This is a genomic window from Arthrobacter burdickii (assembly GCF_030433645.1).
In the GTDB taxonomy this organism is placed as follows: domain Bacteria; phylum Actinomycetota; class Actinomycetes; order Actinomycetales; family Micrococcaceae; genus Arthrobacter_D; species Arthrobacter_D burdickii.
The window spans coordinates 758,754-782,759 of record NZ_JAROCG010000002.1; the positions used below are offsets into that span (position 1 = coordinate 758,754).

General features: G+C 70.4%; 24 protein-coding genes. 20 read left to right on the plus strand and 4 right to left on the minus strand.

Annotation, left to right across the window (positions count from 1 at the left end; all coding sequences use genetic code 11):
* The first annotated feature begins 101 nt into the window (after window positions 1-101).
* From P5G52_RS17950 to P5G52_RS17965, 4 genes are all read left to right on the plus strand, one after another.
* Window positions 102-2,981 (plus strand): FtsK/SpoIIIE family DNA translocase, encoded by a 2,880-nt coding sequence (locus P5G52_RS17950; protein ID WP_301230049.1) that lies wholly within the window; start codon window positions 102-104, stop codon window positions 2,979-2,981.
* A gap of 6 nt (window positions 2,982-2,987) precedes the next feature.
* Window positions 2,988-3,578 carry a CDP-diacylglycerol--glycerol-3-phosphate 3-phosphatidyltransferase gene (pgsA, locus tag P5G52_RS17955; protein ID WP_435868728.1) on the plus strand — a complete coding sequence of 197 codons (591 nt, stop codon included), beginning with the start codon at window positions 2,988-2,990 and terminating at the stop codon, window positions 3,576-3,578.
* On the plus strand, window positions 3,575-4,072 hold the full coding sequence (locus tag P5G52_RS17960) for a CinA family protein (RefSeq protein WP_301230053.1): 498 nt from the start codon (window positions 3,575-3,577) through the stop codon (window positions 4,070-4,072). The genes pgsA and P5G52_RS17960 overlap by 4 nt, the downstream gene beginning before the upstream one ends.
* A 124-nt stretch (window positions 4,073-4,196) precedes the next feature.
* Window positions 4,197-4,637 carry a helix-turn-helix domain-containing protein gene (locus P5G52_RS17965; RefSeq protein ID WP_087072152.1) on the plus strand — a complete coding sequence of 147 codons (441 nt, stop codon included), beginning with the start codon at window positions 4,197-4,199 and terminating at the stop codon, window positions 4,635-4,637.
* 55 nt (window positions 4,638-4,692) lie between these two features.
* Here P5G52_RS17965 and P5G52_RS17970 read toward each other — a convergent pair whose 3' ends face one another.
* The gene (locus P5G52_RS17970; RefSeq protein WP_225437249.1) at window positions 4,693-5,202 is read right to left on the minus strand and encodes a MarR family winged helix-turn-helix transcriptional regulator; all 510 of its coding nucleotides are present in this window, start codon (window positions 5,200-5,202) and stop codon (window positions 4,693-4,695) included.
* A 196-nt stretch (window positions 5,203-5,398) separates the two neighbouring features.
* Here P5G52_RS17970 and P5G52_RS17975 point away from each other — a divergent pair, with 196 nt between their 5' ends.
* The 6 genes from P5G52_RS17975 to dapF all read left to right on the plus strand — a co-directional run bounded on the left by P5G52_RS17975 (window position 5,399) and on the right by dapF (window position 11,478).
* Entirely contained in the window at window positions 5,399-5,617 is a 219-nt protein-coding gene (locus P5G52_RS17975) for a DUF3046 domain-containing protein (RefSeq protein WP_301230057.1), read from the plus strand.
* Between the two features lie 200 nt (window positions 5,618-5,817).
* A complete protein-coding gene (gene recA / locus P5G52_RS17980) occupies window positions 5,818-6,864 on the plus strand; it encodes a recombinase RecA (RefSeq protein ID WP_301230059.1) in 1,047 nt (348 codons plus the stop codon).
* 5 nt (window positions 6,865-6,869) lie between these two features.
* Window positions 6,870-7,985: a regulatory protein RecX gene (locus P5G52_RS17985; RefSeq protein ID WP_301230061.1), complete on the plus strand. Its 1,116-nt coding sequence runs from the start codon at window positions 6,870-6,872 to the stop codon at window positions 7,983-7,985.
* Between the two features lie 58 nt (window positions 7,986-8,043).
* A complete protein-coding gene (miaB, locus tag P5G52_RS17990; protein ID WP_301230229.1) occupies window positions 8,044-9,600 on the plus strand; it encodes a tRNA (N6-isopentenyl adenosine(37)-C2)-methylthiotransferase MiaB in 1,557 nt (518 codons plus the stop codon).
* Window positions 9,597-10,508 carry a tRNA (adenosine(37)-N6)-dimethylallyltransferase MiaA gene (gene miaA, locus P5G52_RS17995; RefSeq protein WP_301230063.1) on the plus strand — a complete coding sequence of 304 codons (912 nt, stop codon included), beginning with the start codon at window positions 9,597-9,599 and terminating at the stop codon, window positions 10,506-10,508. Before miaB ends, miaA begins: the two co-directional genes overlap by 4 nt.
* A gap of 4 nt (window positions 10,509-10,512) precedes the next feature.
* Window positions 10,513-11,478, plus strand: a complete 966-nt coding sequence (dapF, locus tag P5G52_RS18000; RefSeq protein ID WP_301230065.1) for a diaminopimelate epimerase — start codon at window positions 10,513-10,515, stop codon at window positions 11,476-11,478.
* A 42-nt stretch (window positions 11,479-11,520) separates the two neighbouring features.
* On the opposite strand, the gene P5G52_RS18005 is transcribed toward dapF, so the two are convergent.
* Window positions 11,521-12,129: a class I SAM-dependent methyltransferase gene (locus P5G52_RS18005; protein WP_301230067.1), complete on the minus strand. Its 609-nt coding sequence runs from the start codon at window positions 12,127-12,129 to the stop codon at window positions 11,521-11,523.
* Between the two features lie 121 nt (window positions 12,130-12,250).
* Here P5G52_RS18005 and hflX point away from each other — a divergent pair, with 121 nt between their 5' ends.
* Both hflX and P5G52_RS18015 read left to right on the plus strand, forming a co-directional pair.
* Window positions 12,251-13,840 carry a GTPase HflX gene (hflX, locus tag P5G52_RS18010; protein ID WP_301230069.1) on the plus strand — a complete coding sequence of 530 codons (1,590 nt, stop codon included), beginning with the start codon at window positions 12,251-12,253 and terminating at the stop codon, window positions 13,838-13,840.
* Window positions 13,833-15,914 carry an ATP-dependent DNA helicase gene (locus P5G52_RS18015; RefSeq protein ID WP_301230071.1) on the plus strand — a complete coding sequence of 694 codons (2,082 nt, stop codon included), beginning with the start codon at window positions 13,833-13,835 and terminating at the stop codon, window positions 15,912-15,914. The genes hflX and P5G52_RS18015 overlap by 8 nt, the downstream gene beginning before the upstream one ends.
* A 199-nt stretch (window positions 15,915-16,113) precedes the next feature.
* Here the strand turns inward: P5G52_RS18015 and lexA are convergent, their stop codons facing one another.
* Complete coding sequence (gene lexA / locus P5G52_RS18020; RefSeq protein ID WP_301230231.1) at window positions 16,114-16,824, minus strand: transcriptional repressor LexA; 711 nt, start codon at window positions 16,822-16,824, stop codon at window positions 16,114-16,116.
* Between the two features lie 381 nt (window positions 16,825-17,205).
* Here lexA and P5G52_RS18025 point away from each other — a divergent pair, with 381 nt between their 5' ends.
* The 8 genes from P5G52_RS18025 to P5G52_RS18060 all read left to right on the plus strand — a co-directional run bounded on the left by P5G52_RS18025 (window position 17,206) and on the right by P5G52_RS18060 (window position 23,466).
* On the plus strand, window positions 17,206-17,712 hold the full coding sequence (locus P5G52_RS18025) for a LysM peptidoglycan-binding domain-containing protein (protein WP_301230073.1): 507 nt from the start codon (window positions 17,206-17,208) through the stop codon (window positions 17,710-17,712).
* A gap of 71 nt (window positions 17,713-17,783) precedes the next feature.
* Complete coding sequence (locus P5G52_RS18030) at window positions 17,784-18,878, plus strand: histidinol-phosphate transaminase (RefSeq protein WP_301230075.1); 1,095 nt, start codon at window positions 17,784-17,786, stop codon at window positions 18,876-18,878.
* A gap of 144 nt (window positions 18,879-19,022) precedes the next feature.
* Window positions 19,023-19,640: an imidazoleglycerol-phosphate dehydratase HisB gene (gene hisB / locus P5G52_RS18035; protein WP_087072163.1), complete on the plus strand. Its 618-nt coding sequence runs from the start codon at window positions 19,023-19,025 to the stop codon at window positions 19,638-19,640.
* Window positions 19,637-20,275, plus strand: a complete 639-nt coding sequence (gene hisH, locus P5G52_RS18040) for an imidazole glycerol phosphate synthase subunit HisH (protein WP_301230079.1) — start codon at window positions 19,637-19,639, stop codon at window positions 20,273-20,275. The genes hisB and hisH overlap by 4 nt, the downstream gene beginning before the upstream one ends.
* A gap of 4 nt (window positions 20,276-20,279) precedes the next feature.
* Entirely contained in the window at window positions 20,280-20,438 is a 159-nt protein-coding gene (locus tag P5G52_RS18045) for a hypothetical protein (protein WP_301230081.1), read from the plus strand.
* A 70-nt stretch (window positions 20,439-20,508) separates the two neighbouring features.
* Complete coding sequence (gene priA, locus P5G52_RS18050; RefSeq protein WP_301230083.1) at window positions 20,509-21,267, plus strand: bifunctional 1-(5-phosphoribosyl)-5-((5-phosphoribosylamino)methylideneamino)imidazole-4-carboxamide isomerase/phosphoribosylanthranilate isomerase PriA; 759 nt, start codon at window positions 20,509-20,511, stop codon at window positions 21,265-21,267.
* Window positions 21,264-22,118 carry an SseB family protein gene (locus P5G52_RS18055; protein ID WP_301230085.1) on the plus strand — a complete coding sequence of 285 codons (855 nt, stop codon included), beginning with the start codon at window positions 21,264-21,266 and terminating at the stop codon, window positions 22,116-22,118. The genes priA and P5G52_RS18055 overlap by 4 nt, the downstream gene beginning before the upstream one ends.
* Window positions 22,119-22,146: 28 nt before the next feature.
* A complete protein-coding gene (locus P5G52_RS18060; RefSeq protein ID WP_301230086.1) occupies window positions 22,147-23,466 on the plus strand; it encodes an MFS transporter in 1,320 nt (439 codons plus the stop codon).
* Window positions 23,467-23,551: 85 nt separating this feature from the next.
* On the opposite strand, the gene P5G52_RS18065 is transcribed toward P5G52_RS18060, so the two are convergent.
* Complete coding sequence (locus tag P5G52_RS18065) at window positions 23,552-24,001, minus strand: DUF1844 domain-containing protein (RefSeq protein ID WP_301230087.1); 450 nt, start codon at window positions 23,999-24,001, stop codon at window positions 23,552-23,554.
* Between the last annotated feature and the right edge of the window lie 5 nt (window positions 24,002-24,006).

The following is a 24,006-nucleotide window of genomic DNA, read 5'->3' on the forward strand; positions in this document are numbered from 1 at the left end:
CGCGCCGTCGTCGGGCCCGGCGGGCCACGCCTGCCCCTGACGGGCCCTGCAGCGCGCGGGAATTCGAGGTTTGGGGGGCTTCGTCGGGTACCGTGAGGACCATGGCCACTCGAACGTCCCCTGCCCCGCGGGGCCAGCACCAGACCCGCAGCAAGGGATCGACCGCCGCTGCAGGACCCTCCCGGAGCAAGGCCCCGGCGAAGGGGACGGCGCGGACCGCGGCGAAGACCCGCCCGGTCCCCACCCCGCCGGAACCGGAGCAGGAGGACCGCCCGGCCCTTCCGCTGAGGGCCATCCGGGCCGTCTGGATGGGCATGGCGCACGTCGTCGGTTCCGGCGTCCGCACCTTCGGGCACGACGTCAACCCGGAGCGCGAGCTCCGCCGGGACGGTTCCGGCTTCTTCCTCCTCCTGGTCGCCCTGGCCGTCGCGGCCGTCGAGTGGTGGGCGCTGACCGGCATCGCCGCCGACATCGTCCACGCCGCCGCCGGCGGGACCTTCGGCTGGATGGCGCTGCTCGTCCCCTTCCTGCTCGGTATCGGCGCCGTCCGGCTGTTCCGCTACCCGGAGCGCCACCGGGCCAACAACCGGATCGCCATCGGGCAGCTCGTGATCCTCTTCGCCGGCTCCGGCATCGCACACCTCGTGGGCGGCCGGCCGGGCCTCGCGGACGGGCTGGACGCGCTGTGGCGCGCCGGCGGCGTCGCGGGCTTCCTCGTGGCCGGTCCGCTCAGCAGCGTCCTCACGGCCTGGCCGGTCGGGGTCCTGCTGGCGACGGCGATCTTCCTCGGACTCCTGATCGTCACGGCCACGCCCTTCCGCCACATCCCGGGCCGTCTCCGCACCCTCTACGAGCACCTCATGGGCCAGGACCCCGACGGTGCCGGGCACCGTCGTGACGACGGCCACGACCAGAGCTACCTCTACGAGACGCACGGCGCCACCGCCAAGCCCGAACCGAAGAAGCGCAAGCGCCTCTTCGGCAAGGACAAGCAGGACGCCCCCTTCGACGCCGAGCAGGACGCCGGTCACGACGCCGATTGGGACGGCTATGTCGGCGACGAGGCGTTCGAGCGCGCCGTCATCGAGGACGAGGAACGCCGCGCCCGCGAGGCGGAGGCGGCGGTCCCCCCGGGCGTCCGTCGACCCACCAAGCAGGAGCTCGCCGCCGAGGAGCTCAAGCGGTCACAGGCTGCCCGCCCGCCCGTGCCCGAGGCGCCGGAGCGTGCTCCGGAGGGCGCCACCGAGGCCATCGACGTCGTTCCCGCCGCGAAGGCGCTGATCGTCCCCTCCACGCCCGTGCAGCCGCAGGTGCCGCCCACGCCGATCCCGCAGCGCACGGAGCAGCTGCAGCTCGCCGGCGACGTCGCCTACACGCTGCCGCCGTCGGACTACCTGCCCGCCGGCACGCCGCCGAAGGAGCGGTCGGAGGCCAACGACGCCGTCGTGGCCGCGCTGACGCACACGCTCGACCAGTTCAACGTCGACGCCAAGGTCACCGGGTTCTCCCGCGGCCCCACGGTGACGCGCTACGAGATCGAGCTGGCTCCCGGCACGAAGGTGGAGCGGGTCACCGCCCTGTCGAAGAACATCTCCTACGCCGTGGCGAGCTCGGACGTGCGCATCCTGTCGCCCATCCCGGGCAAGTCGGCCATCGGCATCGAGATCCCCAACACGGACCGCGAGACCGTCTCCCTCGGGGACGTGCTGCGCTCCGGCAACGCCCGCAAGACGGACCACCCGATGGTGATGGGCGTGGGCAAGGACGTCGAGGGCGGGTTCGTCGTCGCCAACCTCGCCAAGATGCCGCACCTGCTCGTCGCGGGTGCCACGGGCGCCGGCAAGTCCTCCTTCGTGAACTCGATGATCACGTCCATCCTCATGCGCTCCACACCCGACGAGGTGCGCATGGTCATGGTGGACCCCAAGCGCGTGGAACTCACCGCGTACGAGGGCGTCCCGCACCTCATCACGCCGATCATCACGAACCCCAAGAAGGCCGCGGAGGCGCTGCAGTGGGTCGTCCGCGAGATGGACACGCGCTACGACGACCTCGCGAACTACGGGTACAAGCACATCGACGACTTCAACAAGGCCGTCCGCAACGGCAAGGTCGTCCCGCCCGAGGGGTCCAAGCGGGTCGTGCGGCCCTACCCCTACCTGCTGGTCATCGTGGACGAGCTCGCCGACCTGATGATGGTCGCGCCGCGCGACGTCGAGGATTCCATCGTGAGGATCACGCAGCTCGCACGTGCCGCCGGCATCCACCTGGTGCTCGCGACGCAGCGGCCGTCGGTCGACGTCGTCACCGGCCTGATCAAGGCGAACGTCCCGTCGCGCATGGCGTTCGCGACGTCGTCCGTCACGGACTCCCGGGTGGTCCTCGACCAGCCGGGGGCGGAGAAGCTGATCGGCCAGGGCGACGCCCTCTTCCTGCCGATGGGTGCCTCGAAGCCCATGCGCGTCCAGGGTGCCTGGGTCACGGAGTCCGAGATCCACCGCGTCGTCGAACACGTGAAGGGCCAGCTGCAGGCCGTGTACCGCGAGGACGTCGCGGTCGATGCGCCGAAGAAGCAGATCGACGACGACATCGGAGACGACCTCGACGTCCTGCTGCAGGCGACGGAACTCGTGGTCACCACCCAGTTCGGGTCCACCTCGATGCTCCAGCGCAAGCTCAGGGTCGGCTTCGCCAAGGCCGGACGGCTCATGGACCTCCTCGAGTCACGCGGCGTCGTCGGTCCCTCGGAGGGATCGAAGGCCCGCGACGTGCTCGTCAAGCCCGACGACCTCGCACCGGTCCTCGCGGCCATGCGCGGCGACGAGGCTCCGGCCGCGCCCCGTGCAGCCTCCGAACCGATCGACCTCGTCGCCGACGACCTCGCCTCCCGGGCGCAGGCCGTGGACTACTACGACGGCGCAGACAGATCGGACGGCGGCGATGACGGTGACAACGACGCGTGGAACCTCACAGGCAGGTAGCCTGACATCGTGAGTACCTCCCCGAGCCCGGCGGTGCCGGTCCTGAACATCGCGAACGTCCTCACCGTCGTGCGCATCCTGCTGGTCCCGTTCTTCATCTGGTTCCTCCTGCTCGACGACGGGCGGGCCGGGCTGTTCCGCTGGCTCGCTGTCGGCACCTTCGTCGTGGCCATCTACACCGACAAGCTCGACGGCGACCTGGCGCGCAGCAGGGGCCTCATCACGGACTTCGGCAAGATCGCCGACCCGATCGCCGACAAGCTGCTCATCGGATCCGCCCTGGTGCTCCTGTCGATCCTGGGTGAGCTGTGGTGGTGGGTCACCGTCGTCATCCTCGTCCGTGAGCTCGGCATCACGGTGCTGCGCTTCGCGGTCATCCGGTACGGCGTCATGCCGGCCTCCCGTGGCGGCAAGCTCAAGACCGTCGTTCAGACAGCTGCCATCCTGCTGTTCCTCATCCCGCTGCAGGCCATCGCGGGCGCCTGGGCCTGGTGGCTCGCCGCAGCGGTCATGGCCCTGGCGGTCGTCATCACGGTGGTGACGGGCGTCGACTACGTGCTCCAGGCGATCCGCCTCCGGGCGGCAGGCCGCCGGTGAATGGCGCCGGTGCCGCGTCCGAGGTCGTCGCACTGGCCACGCACCTGGGCGTCACCGTGGCGACCGCCGAGTCCCTGACGGCCGGCCTCGTGGCTTCCTCGATCGCCGGGGTGCCCGGCGCCTCGGCCGTCCTCCAGGGAGGTCTGGTCGCCTATCAGCTGGAGGTCAAGCAGAAACTCCTGGGCGTCGACGCCGACCTCCTCGCGGCGGCGGGCGCCGTGGATCCGCGGGTCGCTGCCGCGATGGCCGACGGCGCGCGGGCCGCGTTCTCCGCCGATATCGGCCTCGCGACGACCGGCGTCGCGGGTCCCGCGGCCCATGGGGGCAAGCCCGTGGGCACCGTTTTCACGGCGATTTCGTCCTCCGCGGGCACGGAGACCTTCGAACACCACTTCCCCGGCGACCGCGACAGCATCCGGGCGGCCTCCTGCGACGCGGTGCTGACCGAGCTTCTCGGGACTTTGTCCAAGGGAACAAACAGTGGCCGGGGGTAGTTATAAACTCTGTCGGCCGTTGATAGGGTTGGCGACTTAGGCTCAAGCAGATCGGGCAGGTCATCATCACGGGGCACTCGTCGATCCGGCGGTGCCGCATTCATGAGGGAGCAAGGCGATACAGATGGTAAAGCAGCCCGTATCCGTAAACGGCGTTGTCCGTTGGCGTGATGTGGGGTTGGCGGATGATGCACAACGCAAGCCTAAGGAGCGCAAGATGGTAGTTCTTCGCCATGAAATCGGCGACGTCCTCCGTGACGTCCGCCAGCGCCAGGGCCGTACCCTGCGCGAGGTGTCGCACAGTGCGAGGGTCTCCCTCGGATACCTCAGCGAGGTTGAGCGTGGACAGAAGGAAGCATCCTCTGAACTCCTCTCATCAATCTGCAGTGCACTCGAGGTGCCGCTTTCCTCGATGCTGCGGGAAGTCAGCGACCGCCTCGCAGAAGCAGAAGGCGTGTCGATCCCGGACACCATCCCCCAGGAGTTCTCCCGTGAGTTCGGGGAGGATCTCACCGACGATCTGAACGACGATTTCCGTCGGGGACTCGCGGCAACCAACCGCTAGTCGTCCGCGACAAGGAAGGCCCGTCCCCCTCAGGGACGGGCCTTCCTGCCGTCTCCTACCAGTTGTCCTTGGTGTAGGTGTTGTTCAGCTGGGCGATCAGCGTGCCGAGGCGGGTCAGGTCCTCCACGTCCCAGTCCTCCATGAGCTGGTGGAACGCCTGCTTGCGGGCGGTCTGGGCGGCCACGAGCTGACGCGTGCCGGCGTCCGTCAGGGAGATGGACTGGGCCCGGCCGTCCAGCGGATCGGCCTCCTTCTGCACGAGCCCGAGCTGTTCCAGCATCGCGATCTGGCGGCTGACCGATGGCTTGCCGACGCCCACGCTCGCCGCGATGTCCGTGAGGCGCATGGAGCCCTCGCGCTGCAGGATCACGAGGAGCCCGTACGCGGCAGGCTCCATGTCCGGGTGCACGCGGCGGGCCACCTTGTAGGAGTTCGACCTGGCGCGACGCCACAGCATGCTCAGCTGCTGTTCGAGGGCCTCGATGGCCGCGTCGGTGTCGGCATCTTCCCCGGGGTAGGCTGCAAGGCCCGGGCCGGGGTGGGTGGTGCTCGGCTTCGCGTTCATGGGCCAATTGTAGGGTTCCGGGGTGGGAGTGGCACCATGTGAGGCGGTCCGATCCGGCGGAAGGACCCGCGGTGGTTCCCCGAGAGTGCCGGACAGGGCCTGCCGTGCGTGCCGCCGGACGAGCACGCATCAGAGGGGACAGGCGGCCGTGCGGGCTGCGGCCGTACGATCCATACACGAGAGCAGGGAACGGTAGATGCGGCTGAGCGATTTCTGGCGATTGATGGACGACGAGTTCGGCGAGCGGTACTCGCGGACCCTCGCCCGGGACCTGGTGGTCGATCGACTGGGCGACAGGACGGCCTCCGAGGCGCTGAGTGCCGGGGTCGATCCGAAGGTGGTCTGGGAGGCTGTGTGCCGGGCGCAGGACGTGCCGCGCGAGCGCTGGCTGGGACGCGACGTGAAGCCCCGCTGAGGCGGGTGGCAGCCCTCGAGGGGAACACGCTGATCCCCTCGAATAATCGAATACCTGTTCGGACCGCGATATGATGGAGGTGGAGGCGGCGCCCTCTTGTGCACACAGCGGCGGCCCCACCTCAAACTGTCGGCGCAGGCTACTACAGTCGAATCGAACACTTAAACAGGCCGGTTGGCCATGAATAACCGAGGTGAAGAATGGCCGCTCCAGACCGCGAGAAAGCCCTAGAAGCTGCTCTCGCCCAGATCGACAAGCAGTACGGCAAGGGTTCCGTGATGCGTCTCGGTGATCAGACCAGGGCGCCCATCGAAACCATCTCCACGAGTTCCATCGCCCTGGATGCCGCACTCGGCATCGGCGGTCTTCCTCGTGGCAGGATCGTCGAGATCTACGGTCCGGAATCCTCCGGTAAGACCACCGTGGCCCTGCACGCCGTCGCGAGCGCACAGCGCAACGGAGGCATCGCAGCCTTCATCGACGCCGAGCACGCCCTGGATCCCGAGTACGCGAAGAAGCTCGGCGTGGACACGGACGCGCTCCTCGTGTCGCAGCCGGATACGGGTGAGCAGGCGCTCGAGATCATGGACATGCTGATCGGCTCCGGCTCGATCGACATCGTCGTCATCGACTCCGTCGCCGCGCTCGTGCCCCGTGCCGAGATCGAGGGCGAGATGGGTGACAGCCACGTCGGCCTCCAGGCCCGTCTGATGAGCCAGGCCCTCCGGAAGATCACCGGCCGCCTGAGCCAGACCAAGACCACGGCGATCTTCATCAACCAGCTGCGCGAGAAGATCGGTGTCTTCTTCGGAAGCCCCGAGACCACCACGGGTGGCAAGGCGCTGAAGTTCTACGCATCGGTCCGTATCGATGTGCGCCGCATCGAGACCCTGAAGGAAGGCGTGAACCCGGTGGGTAACCGGACCCGCGCCAAGATCGTCAAGAACAAGATGGCTCCGCCGTTCAAGCAGGCCGAGTTCGACATCCTGTACGGCCACGGCATCTCCCGCGAGGGCGGCCTGATCGACGTCGGAGTGGAGAACGGACTGGTGAAGAAGTCCGGTGCCTGGTTCACCTACGACGGCGACCAGCTCGGGCAGGGCAAGGAGAACGCCCGGAAGTTCCTCATCGACAATCCCGATCTGGCCGATGAGCTCGAGCAGAAGATCCGGGTCAAGCTGGGCATCGGAGTGCAGGTCGAAGAAGAGCCTGACGCTCCCAAGCTCAAGGCTGTCAGCGGCGAGTAGGTCGCATGCCAACGGATGCCGGATCCGGGCCGGTCGACTGGGGGACCTCGTTCGGCCGGTTCGGCTCCGACAGCTCGGCTGATCCCGACGGGGCTTCCCGACCGGTTGCGGCGAAGCGCCAGGGGCTGACCCGGTCTGCCTCGTTCGGTGCCGCGCGTTCCGGTGCGCGCAGCGCAGGGGGAGCAGGGCGGAGCGCTCCGGGCTCTCGCCGGCGATCGTCGGGGCGGCCTCCTGCCGATGATCCGTTCGGTCCCGTCGTCGGCGCGTCCGCCGACGGCCCCGTCGATGACGGTTCGGCAGACGACGGTTCTGCCGACGCGGACGCTGTCCGCGGCGGCCGCCGTGCCCGTGGTGCCTCGGGCGGCAGGTCGGCACGCCGAGGATCGGCGGGTGGCCGGCCGGCGCGTGGATCCGCGAACAGCGGGACAGATGACAGCTCGGGGGAGGGCTCGGCGGGCGAACCCCGCGGACGGTGGTCCGGCGGAACCCGTGGCTCTGACGGGAGCAACGGGTCCCTGCCGGACGGCTCCCTGCCCGATGGCTTCCTGACTGACGACTCCCTGCCCGGGTTCGACAGCCCGCCGGACGGGGATCGCTCGGGTGGGACGGGGCCGAGCAGGAGTGACGAGGACTGGGCGTCCGAGGCGCGCTCCATCCTGCTCCGCCAGCTGGCTCTCGGTGCACGGAGCCGGCACCAGCTCGCCCGGAAGCTCGCCGACCGGGAGATCCCGGCAGCCGTGGCCGCAGCACTCCTGGACCGGTTCGAGGAAGTCCAGTTGATCGACGACGCCGAGTTCGCCCGGATGTGGGTACGGACCCGCACCGCAGCCAAGGCACTCTCCCGGTCCTCCCTCCGGCGGGAGCTCGCGGACAAGGGTATCGATCCTGACCTGGCGGAGGACGCGCTGCTCCAGGTCTCCGATGAGGACGAGCATGCCCAGGCGCGCGACGTCGTCCGCCGCAAGCTGCGCGGGAGCGCCGACCTCGCGGACCGTGCCGTGCGGGACAAGGAGGTGCGGCGGCTCGTCGGGGTCCTCGCACGCAAGGGGTACAGTCCGGGAACCGCCTTCTCCATCGTGAAGGGTGTTCTTGCCGAGGCCGAGGCCGAGGCCCGGGACTGAGCAGCCCCCGGCGATTGTGGGCCCCCACCGTGCCCGCCGTACGCTTAAGGGCGTGAGCATGACACTTCCCGTTCCCCTCGATGAGACCCCCAGCAGCGCCCCGGAGGCGCAGGACGAAGCGCAGGGCGCCGTCGACCGGCGCACCTACGAGGTGCGGACCTTCGGCTGCCAGATGAACGTGCACGACTCCGAACGCATCTCCGGGCTGCTCGAGGGCGCCGGCCTCAGCAGGGTCGAGGACGGTCAGGCGGACGTCGTCGTCTTCAATACCTGCGCCGTGCGCGAGAACGCCGACAACAAGCTCTACGGCAACCTCGGCATCCTGAAGGCCGTGAAGGAAGCGCGGCCCGGCATGCAGATCGCCGTCGGCGGCTGCCTGGCGCAGAAGGACCGGGAGACCATCCTGAAGAAGGCCCCCTGGGTCGATGCCGTCTTCGGCACGCACAACATCGGCGCGCTTCCCGCCCTGCTGCAGCGCGCCCGGCACAACCAGGACGCACAGCTCGAGATCCTCGAGTCGCTCGACGTCTTCCCGTCGACGCTGCCCACGAAGCGGGAGTCCGTGTACGCGGGCTGGGTGTCCATCTCCGTCGGCTGCAACAACACCTGCACCTTCTGCATCGTGCCGTCGCTGCGGGGCAAGGAGCGCGACCGCAGGCCCGGGGAGATCCTCGCCGAGATCGAGGCGCTGGTGGCCGACGGCGCCGTCGAGGTCACGCTGCTGGGACAGAACGTCAATTCCTACGGCGTCGAGTTCGGCGACCGCGGCGCGTTCGCGAAGCTGCTGCGCGCGTGCGGGGCGATCGAGGGGCTCGAGCGCGTCCGCTTCACGAGCCCCCACCCCGCCGCCTTCACCGACGACGTCATCGACGCCATGGCCGAGACACCCAACGTCATGCCGCAGCTGCACATGCCCCTGCAGTCGGGCTCCGATTCCATCCTGAAGGCCATGCGCCGCTCCTACCGGTCGAGCCGCTTCCTCGGCATCCTCGACCGCGTCCGGGAGCGGATGCCGCACGCCGCCATCTCCACCGACATCATCGTCGGCTTCCCCGGGGAGACGGAGGAGGACTTCCAGGCCACCCTGGACGTCGTCGAGCGGTCCCGCTTCGCCACCGCCTTCACCTTCCAGTACTCGAAGAGGCCCGGTACGCCCGCAGCCGAACTCCCCGACCAGCTGTCCAAAGCCGTCGTGCAGGAACGCTTCGAACGCCTCACCGCCCTCCAGGACCGCATCGCGCGGGAGGAGAACGCGCGCCAGGTCGGCACGCTCGTCGAGGTCCTCGTCACCGACCAGCAGGGTCGCAAGGGAGGCGAGACGCACCGCCTGACGGGCCGTGCCCGCGACCAGCGGCTGGTCCACTTCTCCGTACCCTCCGGCGCCGACGTGCCACGCCCGGGTGACTTCGTCACCCTGCCGATCACGGAGGCGGCGTCGTTCCACCTGCTGTCAGACCCGACGACCGACCAGTACGCCCTGCGCCGCTCACGCGCCGGCGACGCGTGGGACAGGAGCCAGGCCGACTCCTGCGCCGCCCCGGCGCCGGCCAGCGGGGCCCCCCGCGCCGTGTCCCTGGGCATGCCGTCGCTGCCGGTGCGGGGGAGCGCCCGTTGACCCTTCCGGTGGTCGCGGTCGTCGGTCCCACCGGATCGGGCAAGTCCGACCTCGGCGTCGCCCTGGCGCAGCGGCTCGGGGGCGAGGTGATCAACGCCGATGCCCTGCAGTTCTACCGCGGCATGGACATCGGCACGGCGAAGCTCCCCGAGCACGAACGCGGGGGCATCGAGCACCACCTGCTGGACGTGCTCGATGTCACCGAGGAGGCCAGCGTGGCCGCCTACCAGGAGGACGCCCGCAGGACCATCGACGACATCCGCAGCCGCGGGCGCGTCCCCGTGCTCGTCGGCGGATCCGGGCTGTACGTTCGGGCAGCCCTGGACCGGCTGGAGTTCCCGCCCACCGACCCGGAGGTCCGGGCGCGGCTCGAAGCCGACATCGCCCTGGACGGAACCATCGCCTTCCGCGAGCGGCTGCGCGCCGTGGACAGCGTGTCCGCGGAACGGATCGACGACGACCGCCGGCTCATCCGGGCCCTCGAGGTGTTCGAGATCAGCGGACGGCCCTTCAGCGCCTTCATGCCGAAGCGCGAGTATCACCAGCCGACGGTGCAGATCGGTCTCGGCGTCGACCGCGAGGTCCTGCGGGAGAGACTCGCCGAGCGCGTGCACGCCATGGTCCGGGCCGGCCTCGGGCAGGAGGTGGAGCGCCTCGCCGCAGCCGGGCTCCGGGACGGACGGACGGCGTCGCGCGCCCTCGGCTACGCGCAGTTCCTCCGGGTGCTCGACGGTTCCCTCACGGAAGCGGAGGCCATCGACGACACCATCGCCGCCACCCGCCGTTTCGCACGGCGCCAGCTGACCTGGTTCCGCGGCGACCCCCGTGTCGCCTGGACCGACTGGCAGGAACCCGGCCTCGTCGAGCGGGCGCTCGGGATCGTCGAAGGGCGCGGGGACCTATCCTAGGACGGTGACCGATTTCCTCGCCGAAGCACCTTCCTCCGCAGCTCCGCGCCCTTCCGATTCCGCGGGCCTGTCCTTCACCAAGGGCCACGGCACCGGCAACGACTTCATCCTGACCCTCGACCCCGAGGGCGCCGCGCCCACCGACGCCTCGTTCGTCGCAGCCCTGTGCGACCGGAACCGGGGCCTCGGTGCCGACGGGTACATCCGCGCCGTCCGGTCCGCTGCGCTTCCCGAAGGCCGGGCCCTGCTGCAGACCGACCCCGAGGCGGAATGGTTCATGGACTACCGCAACGGGGACGGCTCCGTCTCGGAGATGTGCGGCAACGGCGTGAGGGTCTTCGCCCACTTCCTCCTCGCCAAGCGCGTCGCCGCACTGCCCGACGGCGGCGCACTCGCGATCGGGACCCGCGCAGGGGTCAAGCGCGTCACCCGGTCCGGGAACGGGTACGCCGTGGACATGGGGCCCTGGGAATTCATCTTCCCGGACGCCGCCGTGGCACGCGGCATGGATGCACTCGTGGGCATCGGAGGACTCGACGTCGACCGGCCCGCGCTGTCCATCAGCATGGGCAACCCGCACACCGTCGTGGCGCTGGCCGAGCACGCCGAACTGGACCGGACCGAGCTCTACCGGGCACCCGCGGTCCGGCCCGTTCCGCCGGCCGGGACGAACGTCGAACTGGTGGTTCCGTCCGATCCGCTGGTGGGGGACGACGGCGTCGGACGCCTCCGGATGCGCGTGCACGAACGCGGCGTCGGCGAGACCCAGTCCTGCGGAACCGGAGCGTGTGCCGCTGCCGCGGCGACGAGGTACTGGGCAGGAGAGGGTGCCCCTGCGCAGTGGCTGGTGAGCGTGCCCGGGGGAGTCGTGGGTGTGACGTTCTTCGACGGGCCCGAGGGTCGCGAACACGTCCAGCTCAGCGGGCCGGCCGTCCTCGTGGCCGACGGCGTGCTGCTGCCGACCGGCTGACGGCCCGGCCGTCCCCGGCCCCAGTCGCAGGACGCGCCCGCGTCAGGCGGGGCGGTGCACCTCGAGGATGCGGAACGACTTGGAGGTCTCCGCGCGACGCACGCTGAACCCCGCGGGCAGTTCCTCCCCGAGCCATCGCTGCAGGGAGTCCGCGCCGAGGTTCTTCTGCACCACGAGCCACGCCCGTCCGCCGGGAGCGAGGCGCGGCAGCCAGCGGAGCAGCAGGCCATGCAGTTCCTGCTTGCCGATCCGGATGGGCGGGTTGGACCAGATCGTGTCGAACTCGAGCGCGGGGTCGACGTCGTCGGGCGCGCCGGCGATCACGTTGCGGAGCCCGAGCCGCTCGGCGTTCTCGGCGGTGAGGGCGATGCACCGCTCGTTCACGTCGACCGCATGGACCTCCGCCTCCGGGGCCTTCAGCGCCATCGTGAGGGCGATCGGTCCCCAGCCGCAGCCGATGTCAAGCATCCGGTGTCCCTCGGGGTCCGGGACGGAGCCGAGGAGAATAGCAGTCCCCTTGTCGACGCCGTCGGGACTGAAGAGCCCCGACGACGTCACGAGGTCCCGGCGCGTGCCGGCAAGGACCACGGACAGGGGCCTGCGGGTACCCGGTCCGGCCGGCTGGGCGCTGAAATAGTGCTGTGACTCCATGATGAAAAGCCTAGTGCCACGCCGGAAGCAGTCGCGGTGGGGAGGTTTCGCGCTAGGAGAAGTGGCTGGAACGCCTCAGGCGGGCGGCCGTAGAATCGGACTACATCCATTGAGGGAGACTATGACCACGAATCACGGAAACTCCACCGGGTCCGACATGGGCCGGGAGGAGATCCAAGCCGTCATCGACCGGATCCTCGCCAGCGACGAAGCTGCAGCGGCGAAGACCAGGGCGAAGGACGGAACAGCGAAACCGGAGGAGACGACGGCGCCCGCCGAGAAGACGTGGCGACCGCATGCCCTCGCACTGTCGGGCGACGAGGACGGGTCCGACGCCGACGGCGACCAGCAGGACCTGGCCGAGCGGAACGCACGCCGCCGCGTGGCGGGACTGTCCACCGAACTCGAGGACGTCACGGAGGTCGAGTACCGGCAGCTGCGGCTGGAGCGGGTCGTCCTCGCCGGACTGTGGAGCGAAGGCACCGCGCAGGACGCGGAGAACTCGCTGCAGGAGCTGGCAGCACTTGCCGAGACCGCAGGATCCGAGGTGCTCGACGGCATCGTGCAGCGACGCCTGAAGCCGGACCCCGCCACGTTCCTCGGCTCGGGCAAGGCCCAGGAGCTGAAGGAGATCGTGCACGCGACCGGAGCGGACACGGTGATCGTGGACAGCGAGCTGTCGCCCTCGCAGCGCCGCGGCCTGGAGGACATCGTCAAGGTCAAGGTCATCGACCGCACGGCACTGATCCTGGACATCTTCGCCCAGCACGCCAAGAGCCGGGAAGGCAAGGCGCAGGTGGAGCTCGCGCAGCTCGAGTACCTGCTGCCGCGTCTTCGTGGCTGGGGCGAGTCGATGTCCCGCCAGGCGGGTGGCCAGGTCGGTAGCGCAAGCGCCGGCATGGGCTCCCGTGGCCCCGGTGAGACGAAGATCGAACTCGATCGACGGAAGATCCGGACCCGCATGGCGAAGCTGCGCCGGGAGATCGCCGGGATGAAGCCCGCACGCGAGACCAAGCGCTCCAACCGCCGTCGGAACCAGGTGCCCTCCGTGGCGATCGCCGGCTACACCAACGCTGGCAAGTCGTCGCTGCTGAACCGGCTGACGGACGCCGGCGTCCTGGTCGAGAACGCGCTGTTCGCGACACTGGATCCGACCATCCGCAGGGCAGAGACCCCGGACGGCATCGGCTACACGCTGGCCGACACCGTCGGGTTCGTCCGGTCGCTTCCGACGCAGCTGGTCGAGGCCTTCCGCTCGACTCTCGAGGAAGTGGCGGACGCCGACCTGATCCTCCACGTCGTGGATGCCTCGCACCCGGACCCGGAGGGGCAGATCGCCGCGGTCCGCGCCGTCCTGACCGAGGTGGATGCGCGCAAGGTGCCCGAGATCATCGTGCTGAACAAGGCCGATGCGGCCGATCCGTTCGTCATCGAGCGGCTCCGGCAGCGGGAGCCCCGGTCCGTGGTCGTGTCCGCCCGCACGGGTGCAGGACTGACGGAGCTCCAGCAGCTCATCAGCACGAACATCCCGCGCCCGGCCGTGAAGCTGGACCTGCTGGTGCCCTACGAGCGGGGCGAGGTCGTGAGCCGCCTCCACGAGGAGGACGTCGAGATCCTCAGTACGGAACACGTCGACGAGGGCACCCGCCTCGAAGTGATGGTCCGGGAAGGCCTGGCCGCCGAGCTGGAGCAGTTCGTCCGGCATGAGTGACAGCGCGCCGTCCGGTGCTGCCGTCGCAGCGCCGGATGCGCCGCGACTCTCCGCCGAAGCTCGGCAGGCCCTCGACCTGCTCGATGCCGCCGTCGGGTCCATGGGCGGAGAGATGCGCGCCGGCCAGCACGAGATGGTGCGGCAGGTGAGCGAGGCCATCCGGACGGGAGACCATCTGCTCGTCCAGGCCGGCACCGGTACCGGCAAGTCGCTGGCGTACCTCGTGCCGCTGATCGCCCATGCGATGGACAGCGAGCGCCCGTCGGTCGTCTCGACCGCGACGCTCGCCCTGCAGGCGCAGATCGTCGGCCGGGACCTGCCGAGGCTCCTGGACGCCGTGCGGCCTGCCCTCGACCGTCCGGTCGACGTCGCGCTGCTCAAGGGCCGCTCCAACTATGTGTGCCTGCACAAGACGGGCGGAGGCTTCCCCGAGGAGGACGCCCCCGGTACGCTCTTCAGCCTCGGCGAGGACGCGGCACCGCATCCCTCGCCCGCGGGCGGGGGCGGCGCCCCGGCGTCGGCGCTCGGCAGGGAAGTGGTCCGGCTCCGCGAATGGGCGGAGGAGACGACCACGGGGGACCGCGACGACCTGGTGCCCGGTGTCAGCGACCGCGCATGGCGGCAGGTCTCCGTCTCCAGCATGGAGTGCCTCGGTGCCGCCCGCTGCCCGGTGGCGCAGGAGTGCTTCAGCGAGAAGGCACGCGCGGCCGCAGCCGACGCCGACATCATCATCACGAACCATGCCATGCTCGCGATCAGCGCCTTCGAGGGGCTCGCGGTCCTGCCGGAATACGACGTCGTGGTCATCGACGAGGCGCACGAGCTCCACGACCGGGTGACCGGGGCCGTCTCCGGACAGCTCTCGGCCTCCATGGTCACGGCGGCCGCCACCGCGCTCCGCCGCCATGCATCCGTCGGCACCGCCTCCCTCGATACCGCTGCCGACGCCTTCGAGGCCGCGTCAGAGCTCGTCCCGTCCGGGCTGCTGCCCGGCGGCCTGCCGGACGACCTCGAGCAGGCCCTGGCGCAGGTGCGGGACGCGGCACGCGCCGCACTCTCCGACACGAAGACGGACGGCAAATCCGAGGCCGACGCCGACGGCGGCCGGCAGGTCGCCCGCTCCCGGACGACGCTGGTCTTCGAGCTCGCGGAGCGGATCCTCGCCGCCGCCGATCTCAACGAGGTCGTGTGGGCCTCGCGCCCGAGCACGTTCACACCGGGCTCCGGGTACGCCCAGCCGGACGAGAGCGCGCCCGCGACGCTGAACGTCGCGCCGCTCTCCGTCGCGGGCAGGCTGCGCGAGGGCTTGTTCGAGGACCACACCGTGATCCTCACGTCGGCGACCCTCGCGATCGGCTCCGAGTTCGGGCCCGTCGCGGGATCGCTGGGGCTGAGCGGGCCCGGCGCCCCCGCCTGGACCGGCGTCGACGTCGGCAGTCCGTTCGACTATCCGCGCCAGGGTGTCCTCTACGTGGCGAAGGATCTCCCCAAACCCGAACGAGGCACCTCGGACGCGCAACTGGAGGAACTCCTGACGCTCCTCACGGCGTCGCGCGGGGGAGCGCTCGGTCTCTTCTCCTCCAAACGGGCTGCCGAGGAAGCGGCGGAGGCCCTGCGGCCCAGGGTCGACTTCGAGATCCTGTGCCAGGGTGAGTCCTCGCTCAACGCCCTCGTGACGCAGTTCACCGACGAACCGGACACCTGCCTGTTCGGGACGATGTCCCTGTGGCAGGGCGTCGACGTGCCGGGCTCGTCATGCCGTCTGGTCGTCATCGACCGCATCCCGTTCCCGCGCCCGGACGATCCGCTCATGACGGCCCGGACGAGGGCCGTCGCGCGCAATGGAGGCAACGGCTTCATGAGCGTGTCCGCTACGCATGCGGCGGTGCGGCTCGCGCAGGGCGCGGGACGCCTGATCCGCGCGACGGGCGACCGCGGCGTCGTCGCCGTCCTCGACAGCCGCCTCGCCACCGCCCGCTACGGCGGCTTCCTCAGGGCGGCACTGCCGCCCTTCTGGGCGACGACGGACAGGACGACGGTCACCGGCATCCTCGAGCGGCTCTCGGGCCGCTGAGGTCCGGCAGGGCCGCACGTCTTCGAGCCGGGCGGCCCTGCGTACGTTCCCGGCGGGTGTTCCCGCAGGCGCGCCCGTCAGGGTTCTCTGCGGGCGGGCCCCGGCGGACCTCGGTGGGCCCCGGCGGACCTCGGTGGGCCCCGGCGGACCTCGGTGGACCCCGGCGGACCTCGGCGGGCACTGAGGGCGCTAGAGGGAGCTAGAGGGCGCGCATCACCGAGACGACCTTGCCCATGATGCTGGCGTGGTCGCCGAGGATCGGCTCGTAGCGGGTGTTCTGCGGCAGGAGCCAGGTGTGGCCGTCGCGCTGTCGGAAGGTCTTCACGGTCGCCTCGTCGTCGAGCAGTGCCGCCACGATGTCACCGTTCTGGGCGCTCTGCTGGCGCCGGACGACCACCCAGTCGCCGTCGCAGATGGCGGCATCCACCATGGAGTCCCCGGAGACTCGAAGCATGAAGAGGTCGCCGTGCCCGACGAGCTGTCGCGGCAGGGGCATGACGTCCTCGACGACCTGGTCCGCGAGGATCGGCCCACCTGCGGCGATGCGGCCGACCAGCGGCACGAGGGCGGTGTCCACGGCGATCTGGTGTCCGGCCTTGCGGTCCGAGGACGAGCCGTCCTCGCTCGGAGCCGCTTCGGAGGCGAGCGTCAGCGGCAGCAGTACCTCCATGGCCCGCGGGCGCTTCGGGTCGCGCCGCAGGTACCCGAGGCGCTCGAGCTGCGACAGCTGATGGGTCACGCTGGAGAGGCTCGCCAGGCCGACCGTGTCGCCGATCTCCCGCATCGACGGCGGGTAGCCCTTGTCGGCGATCGACCGCTGGATGGTCTCGAGGATCGTCAGCTGGCGCGCGGTGAGTCCCTTCGACGCCGAGCGGCCGCGCGGGCGTCCACGGCCCGCCGAGATGGGCACGGCGTCGGTCGGAACGTCGGCGGTGTTCGATTCCTGCCGGGCTGCCGGTGTTGATTCCGCCACTGTTGTGCCTTTCGCCTGGGACTGCAGATCCCATGTTGTCCGCCTGCCGGCTCCCGATCGCCCCGGGGGCTTTCTGTCAGAGGCGGATGGTTGTCTGAGATACACCACCGGCTTGACTGCCCTGAGCGGGAGCTTCCGCCGGTGATGTCCTGTCCTGTTCACGCTAGGACAGACAGGCGCACTTATCAAACATATGTTCGAGCGAGTCTCGACAACGGTCGTCCCTGAGTGCTAGAAATAGGGGTCGTTGAATTAGAACGCGTGTTCGAATCGAACGGATTGTTCGAGCAGGACATTCGAAGGGAAAGAGGTAAGGCAATGGCTGAAGCACCGGCACTGCATGGCAGCACCGCGCTGTGGGCACTGGCGCCCGTTCGTTCGGAGGCCCGCCTCCGGCTCGTCCCTACCACCCCTCGCTCCACCTCCGCACCGTCCCTCCGATCGGCGTCCAGTTTCATGCGGTCGGCGTCCGTGCAGCCGGATGCGTCCCGCACCTCCACGCAGCGGAGTGCGGCGCACGCCCTGACCCTGACGCGACGCGGACGCCTGCTGCTGGTCGGCCTGCCGATCGCGCTGGGCGTCGCCGCCCTGATCCTCCTGGGTGCCTTCCTGACCTCCCAGGCGAAGGCCGGGGAGTCGGCTCCCGCGACCTCGTCGACGGTCGAGGTGAGTGTGGCCGCGGGGGAGACGCTGTGGGACCTCGCCGTCCAGTACGCCCCGGAGCGCGACCCGCGTGACGTCGTGGCGGAGATCGTGGAACTCAACGACCTGCACACCTCCCTCGTCCGGGCAGGGCAGAGTATCGCGGTGCCCGCCGGGCGATAGCCGGGCGGAATGACTCACGTGGCACCGGTGACGCATTAGCTGAGACAGTGAGCATCCCTTAAACTCGAAGGGTGCCATCCTCCGTCGACGCCCTAGCGAACCTTCCCCTGCGTGATGACCTCGTCGGGTTGCACCCGTACGGCGCCCCGCAGCTGGACGTACCCATCCTGCTGAACGTCAACGAGAACACCCACGGCGTCCCTGCCGACGTCCACGCCGCCATCGTCGCCGCGGTGGCGGAGGCGACGCAGGGCCTCAACCGCTACCCGGACCGCGAGTTCAGCGAGCTGCGGAAGAACCTCGCCGACTACCTGGGTCACGGACTGACACCTGACCAGGTCTGGGCTGCAAACGGTTCCAATGAAGTGCTCCAGCAGGTACTCCAGGCTTTCGGTGGACCCGGGCGTACCGCGCTCGGGTTCCCTCCCACCTACTCCATGTACCCGCTGCTGGCCAGCGGCACGGGCACGCGGTACGTGACGGCCGAGCGCGGGTCCGCGTACTCCCTGACGGCCGAGGCGACCGCGCGCGCCGTCCGGGACTCGGCCGCGAACATCGTCTTCCTGTGTTCACCGAACAATCCGACGGGCACCGCCCTCGGCCTCGACGTGATCGAGGCGGCCTACGAGGCCGGCGAGGTTGCGCGGGCCATCATCATCGTCGACGAGGCCTATGGCGAGTTCGCGCACCAGGGGACGCCGAGCGCCCTCACGCTGCTCCCCGGGCGCCCGCGGCTCCTCGTGTCGCGCACGATGAGCAAGGCTTTCGCCCTGGCGGGGGCGAGGATCGGTTACCTCGCCGCCGCGCCGGAGGTCACCGATGCCCTGCGGCTGGTCCGCCTCCCGTACCACCTCTCCGCCATCACGCAGGCGGCGGCCAACGCGGCCCTCACCCACGCGGACACGTTGCTGTCCAACGTCGAGGCGATCAAGGTGCAGCGGGACCGCATCGTGCGGGAGCTCGGCGAGCTCGGGCTCACCCCGGCCCCTTCGGACGCCAACTTCGTCTTCTTCTCCGGCCTCGACGACCCCCACCGGGTGTGGGAGGGACTGCTGGAGGCGGGCGTGCTCATCCGTGACGTCGGCATCCCGGGGTCCCTGCGGGTCACCGCAGGAACAGAGCAGGAGACCACGGTGTTCCTCACTGCGTTGAGGAAACTGCTGTAGCACGTCCCTTTCCCTGCAGGGCTCCCCGCACCGGCGCCGGGTGCTGTTCTCCTAGACTTGGAGTGCAGGGACCACCCGCGACCCCGCGTCGCCCCGCCCGTCGATCAGCGTCCGGCAAGCCCGGAAGCGCACAGAAGGAATGCAATGACAGTTGATGCCGCCCGCGGCCGCACGGCCCGCATCGAGCGCGTCACGAGCGAGTCCAGTGTCCTCGTGGAACTCGACCTCGACGGCACCGGTGCCTCGTCGATCGACACCACGGTGCCCTTCTACGACCACATGCTCACGGCGCTGTCGAAGCACTCGCTGATCGACCTGACGATCAAGTCCTCCGGCGACACGCACATCGACGTCCACCACACCGTCGAGGACACGGCCATAGCGATCGGCGAGGCCCTCCGGCTCGCGTTGGGCACCAAGGCCGGCATCCGGCGCTTCGGCGAGGCGACCGTCCCGCTGGACGAGGCCCTGGCCAACGCCGTCGTCGACATCTCCGGCCGTCCGTTCCTCGTACACGGCGGCGAGCCCGCTGGGCAGGAATACCACCTCATCGGCGGGCACTTCACTGGGTCCCTGACCCGCCACGTGCTGGAGGCCATCGCCCTGCACGCACAGATCTGCCTCCACGTCACCGTGATCGCGGGACGGGACCCGCACCACATCGTCGAAGCCCAGTTCAAGGCCCTGGCCCGCGCGCTGCGTGCGGCCGTGGAGCCCGACCCCCGGGTCGAGGGCATCCCGTCCACGAAGGGAGCGCTATGACCGCGCGTACCGTCACCGTGCTCGACTACGGATCGGGCAACGTCCGCTCCGTCGTCCGCGCGCTCGAGCACGTCGGCGCGGAGGTCGTTCTCAGCGCCAAGCCCGACGACGTCCTCACCGCGGACGGACTGCTCGTACCCGGCGTCGGTGCGTTCGCCGCCGTGATGAAGGGGCTGAAGGACGTCGACGCGCTGCGCATGATCGGGCGGCGCGTGGCGGGCGGCCGCCCTGTCCTCGGGATCTGCGTCGGACTGCAGGTGCTGTTCGACGAGGGCGTGGAGCACGGTGTGCGCACGCCGGGCATGGGCGAGTGGCCCGGGACCGTCGAGCGGCTGAAGGCCGACGTCGTGCCGCACATGGGCTGGAACACGGTGGAGCCACCGGAGGACTCCGTCCTCTTCGACGGCATCGGGGACCAGCGTTTCTACTTCGTGCACTCCTATGGAGTCCAGGACTGGTCCTTCGACGTGACCCAGCCGGCCATGAAGCCGCCGCAGGTCACCTGGTCCGACCACGGAGGCCCCTTCATCGCCGCTGTCGAGAACGGCCCGCTCAGCGCCACCCAGTTCCACCCGGAGAAGTCCGGCGACGCGGGAGCGCAGCTGCTGAGGAACTGGATCGAAGGACTCCGGTGAGCGGATGCTGAGCCTCGTGCTCATGGGAGCCGCAGGCCTCCTCATCGGTGGGGCGTTCTCCCTGCGCAGCCAGGACTTCCCCCGCTGGGTGTGGATCGCGTTCCTGGTGCTGGCCGCTCTCTCGCTGCTCGCCGCCTACCTGTTCACCCTTCCCGGCGACTAGCCGGATCCCGCACCAGACCGCCCCGAACCAGCGGCCCGCGCCGCACCTACGAAAGCAGACACAGCAGACGATGAGCCCCTTCACCGAAACACCCACGCTCGAGCTCCTTCCCGCCGTCGACGTCGCCGACGGCCAGGCCGTCCGCCTGGTACAGGGCGAAGCGGGCAGCGAGACCAGCTACGGCGACCCGCTGGACGCCGCGCTCGCCTGGCAGGAGGCCGGCGCGGAGTGGGTGCACCTCGTGGACCTCGACGCTGCCTTCGGCCGGGGCTCGAACCGGGACCTCCTCGAGCGCGTGGTGAAGCACCTGGACATCAAGGTCGAGCTCTCCGGCGGCATCCGTGACGACGCGTCACTGGACGCCGCGCTGGAACTCGGTGCGACCCGCGTCAACCTCGGGACCGCCGCGCTCGAGAACCCGGAGTGGACCGAGCTGGCCATCGCCCGCTACGGCGATGCCGTCGCCGTCGGGCTCGACGTCCGCGGCACCACGCTGGCGGCGCGCGGCTGGACCGAAGAGGGTGGTGACCTCTGGGAGGTCCTGCAGCGCCTCGAGGATGCCGGCTGCGCACGCTACGTCGTGACGGACGTGACCAAGGACGGCACGCTGAAGGGCCCGAACATCGAGCTCCTGAAGGAGGTCCTCGCGAAGACGACGCGTCCTGTCGTCGCGTCGGGCGGCATCTCGAGCCTCGACGACATCGCGGCTCTGCGCGACCTGGTGCCGCTCGGGCTCGAGGGAGCGATCGTCGGCAAGGCCCTCTACGCGGGTGCCTTCACCCTGCCCCAGGCGCTGGACGTGGCAGGACTGCCCGCCGCGGACGCGTGACCGGCCGGCAGCTGCCCGCTCACATCGCGGCGGCGCTGGCAGGCAACACGGCCGATTCCGCGGGCCGGCCCTGGGCGGGGCGGGACCTGTCCGGTCCGGAGAACCCGCTGCACTCCTTCGACGACGACGACGGGGCCGCGGACCCGCGGCTCGCCGAGGCGGTGGCCGGGCTCCTGGGGCCGGCGGACCAGCCGGGGCCGCACGAACGGGCCGTCCTCACGGCCCTCCGGACCGCACGGGTCTTCATCCCTATCGTGGCCCAGCTCGGGGAGGGCGGGGACGCCGCCTCCGGTCTGCAGGCCGACAAGGAGGCGGACATGGCCCTCGTAACGCTGACGGCGCCCGACGGCCGGAAGGCCCTGCCGGTGTTCTCCTCGACGCAGGCGCTCGGGCGCTGGCACCCGGAGGCTCGGCCCGTGGCGGCCTACGCGCCGCGTGCGGCCCTCGCCGCCGCGGCAGAGCAGGCGGAGCTCCTGGTACTCGACCCGGGCGCCGACGTGACGTTCGTCGTCCGTCGTCCTGCCGTGTGGGCGCTGGCCCAGCAGGCCGAGTGGACTCCGTCCTACGAGGACCCGGCGCTGGCGTCGCTCGTCGAGGTCGCGGCAGGGAAGGGGGAGGACATCCTCTCCGTGGCCCTGAGGCCCGGGGCCGGCGTCCTCACGCGGTCGGCCGACGGTAGCATTGCCTCCGGTGGGGGACCAGGCCCCGAGCTGCGCATGGACCTGCAGCTCCGCGCGGGGCTCTCGCCGCAGGAGGTGCGGGACGCCGTGTCGGCCTTCCGTGCGAGGCTCCTGGGCCTCACCGAATTCGTGGAACGCGTCGACTCGCTCGACATCAAACTCACCCGCTGACGGAGCCGTCGGCGGAGAAGGACTGGTCGTGAACTTCGCCGTATACCGGGATCTGCTGCGCATCCGCTCCGTGCGGACGCTGCTGATCGTCGGGATGATCGCCCGCTTCCCGCACTCGGCGGCCGGAGTGCTGCTGACGCTGCACGTGGTGCAGACCCTGGACCGGGGGTACGCCGAAGCGGGAGCCGTCGCCGCCATCGTCACCATCGGGATCGCCGCCGGTGCGCCCTGGCGGGGCCGGCGCATCGACAGTGCGGGCCTGCGCCGCGCACTTCTTCCCTCCGTCATCGCGGAAGCCGTCATCTGGTCCATCGCTCCCCACCTGCCCTACCACTGGCTGCTCGTCGCCGCGCTGGTCGGCGGCCTCTTCACCCTGCCCGCGTTCTCCGTCATCCGCCAGGCGCTCGGGGTCCTGGTCGACGGCGACCGGCGTCGGACGGCGTTCACGCTCGATGCGATCGCCACCGAGGTGATCTTCATGGCAGGGCCGGCGGTGGGCGTCGTCCTGGCCACCCAGGTCTCCACCGTGCTCGGCCTGACACTGGTGGGACTCGCCACGGCCTGCGCCGGGCTCTTCCTCATGTGGTTCAACCCACCCACGCGGTCGGAGCAACTGCCCGACGACGGGACCGTCCCGGCCGTGGCGCCGGCGGGGATCGGCGAGACCGCCGCGGACCTCATCGGATCCCGCACCAGCACTTCCCACTCCGCTGCCTCCGGGCCCCGCCGCGGTCCCTCGCTACTCCGTCGCGGCATCAGCCGGGCCTTCCCCTGGCTGACCGTGCCGCTCGTGGTGGTCATGGTCATCGCCGCAGGGGCGGGACTGGTCCTGTCGGGCTCCGAGGTGGGCATCGTCGCCACGCTCGAGCTCTCCGGCAACGAGGGCCAGCTCGGCCTCGTCTTCGTGGCGTGGTGTGCCGCATCCGTGGTGGGCGGGCTCCTCTACGGAGCACTGCACCGACCGGTACCGCCGTCGCTCCTGCTGATCGGCATGGGGCTGCTGACGCTGCCGATGGCCTTCGCGGAGAGCACCCTGTCGCTGGCCCTGCTGTCGATCCCCGCGGGCCTGCTGTGCGCGCCGGTGCTCTCGGCCGCCTCGGAGAAGGTCGCCGACCTGGTCGCCGAGGACAGGAGGGGTGAGGCGATGGGCTGGTACGGTTCGGCGCTGACCTCGGGTGTGGCGCTCGGCGCTCCCCTGGCGGGCGTCCTCATCGATACCACGGGCCCGTGGGGCGGCTTCATCACGGTGGCGGTCGTCTCGGCGCTGATCGGTGCAGCCGGGTTCGCGGCGCGCGGCCTGGGCCGGCAGCCGGTGGCCGATCCTGAGCGGGCGGCCCGCGAGGTGTAGGTGCACGGGTCCGGGACCACGAAGGCGCCGCACCGGAACCGGTGCGGCGCCTTCGGCCCCCAGGGCGCGGGGAGGGACTATCGGGTCAGTTGACCGGCCCCGTGTACTTCTCGCCGGGGCCCTGCCCCGGAGGATCGGGAATGATCGAGGCCTCCCGGAACGCCAGCTGCAGCGAGCGGAGTCCGTCGCGCAGGGGACCGGCGTGCTGGGACCCGATCTCCGGCGCGGCCGCGGTGACGAAACCCGCGAGCGCGGTGATCAGCTTGCGCGCTTCGTCGAGGTCCTTGAGCTGCTCGGCGTTCTCCTCGTGCCCGAGCCCGCACTTCACGGCGGCAGCACTCATCAGGTGGACCGCCGAGGTCACGATGACCTCCACGGCGGCCACTTCGGAGATATCGCGCATCTGCTGGCGGACCTCCTGCTCGGCCGCCGAGGGGCCCGCGCTGTGGTCCTGCTCCTCCGCGAAGCTGCGTCGGGAGGGCGTGGCCGGCCCGTCGTCGGAGGCGTGCTGCGGATTGTCGTGTGGGGTGTTCATACTGG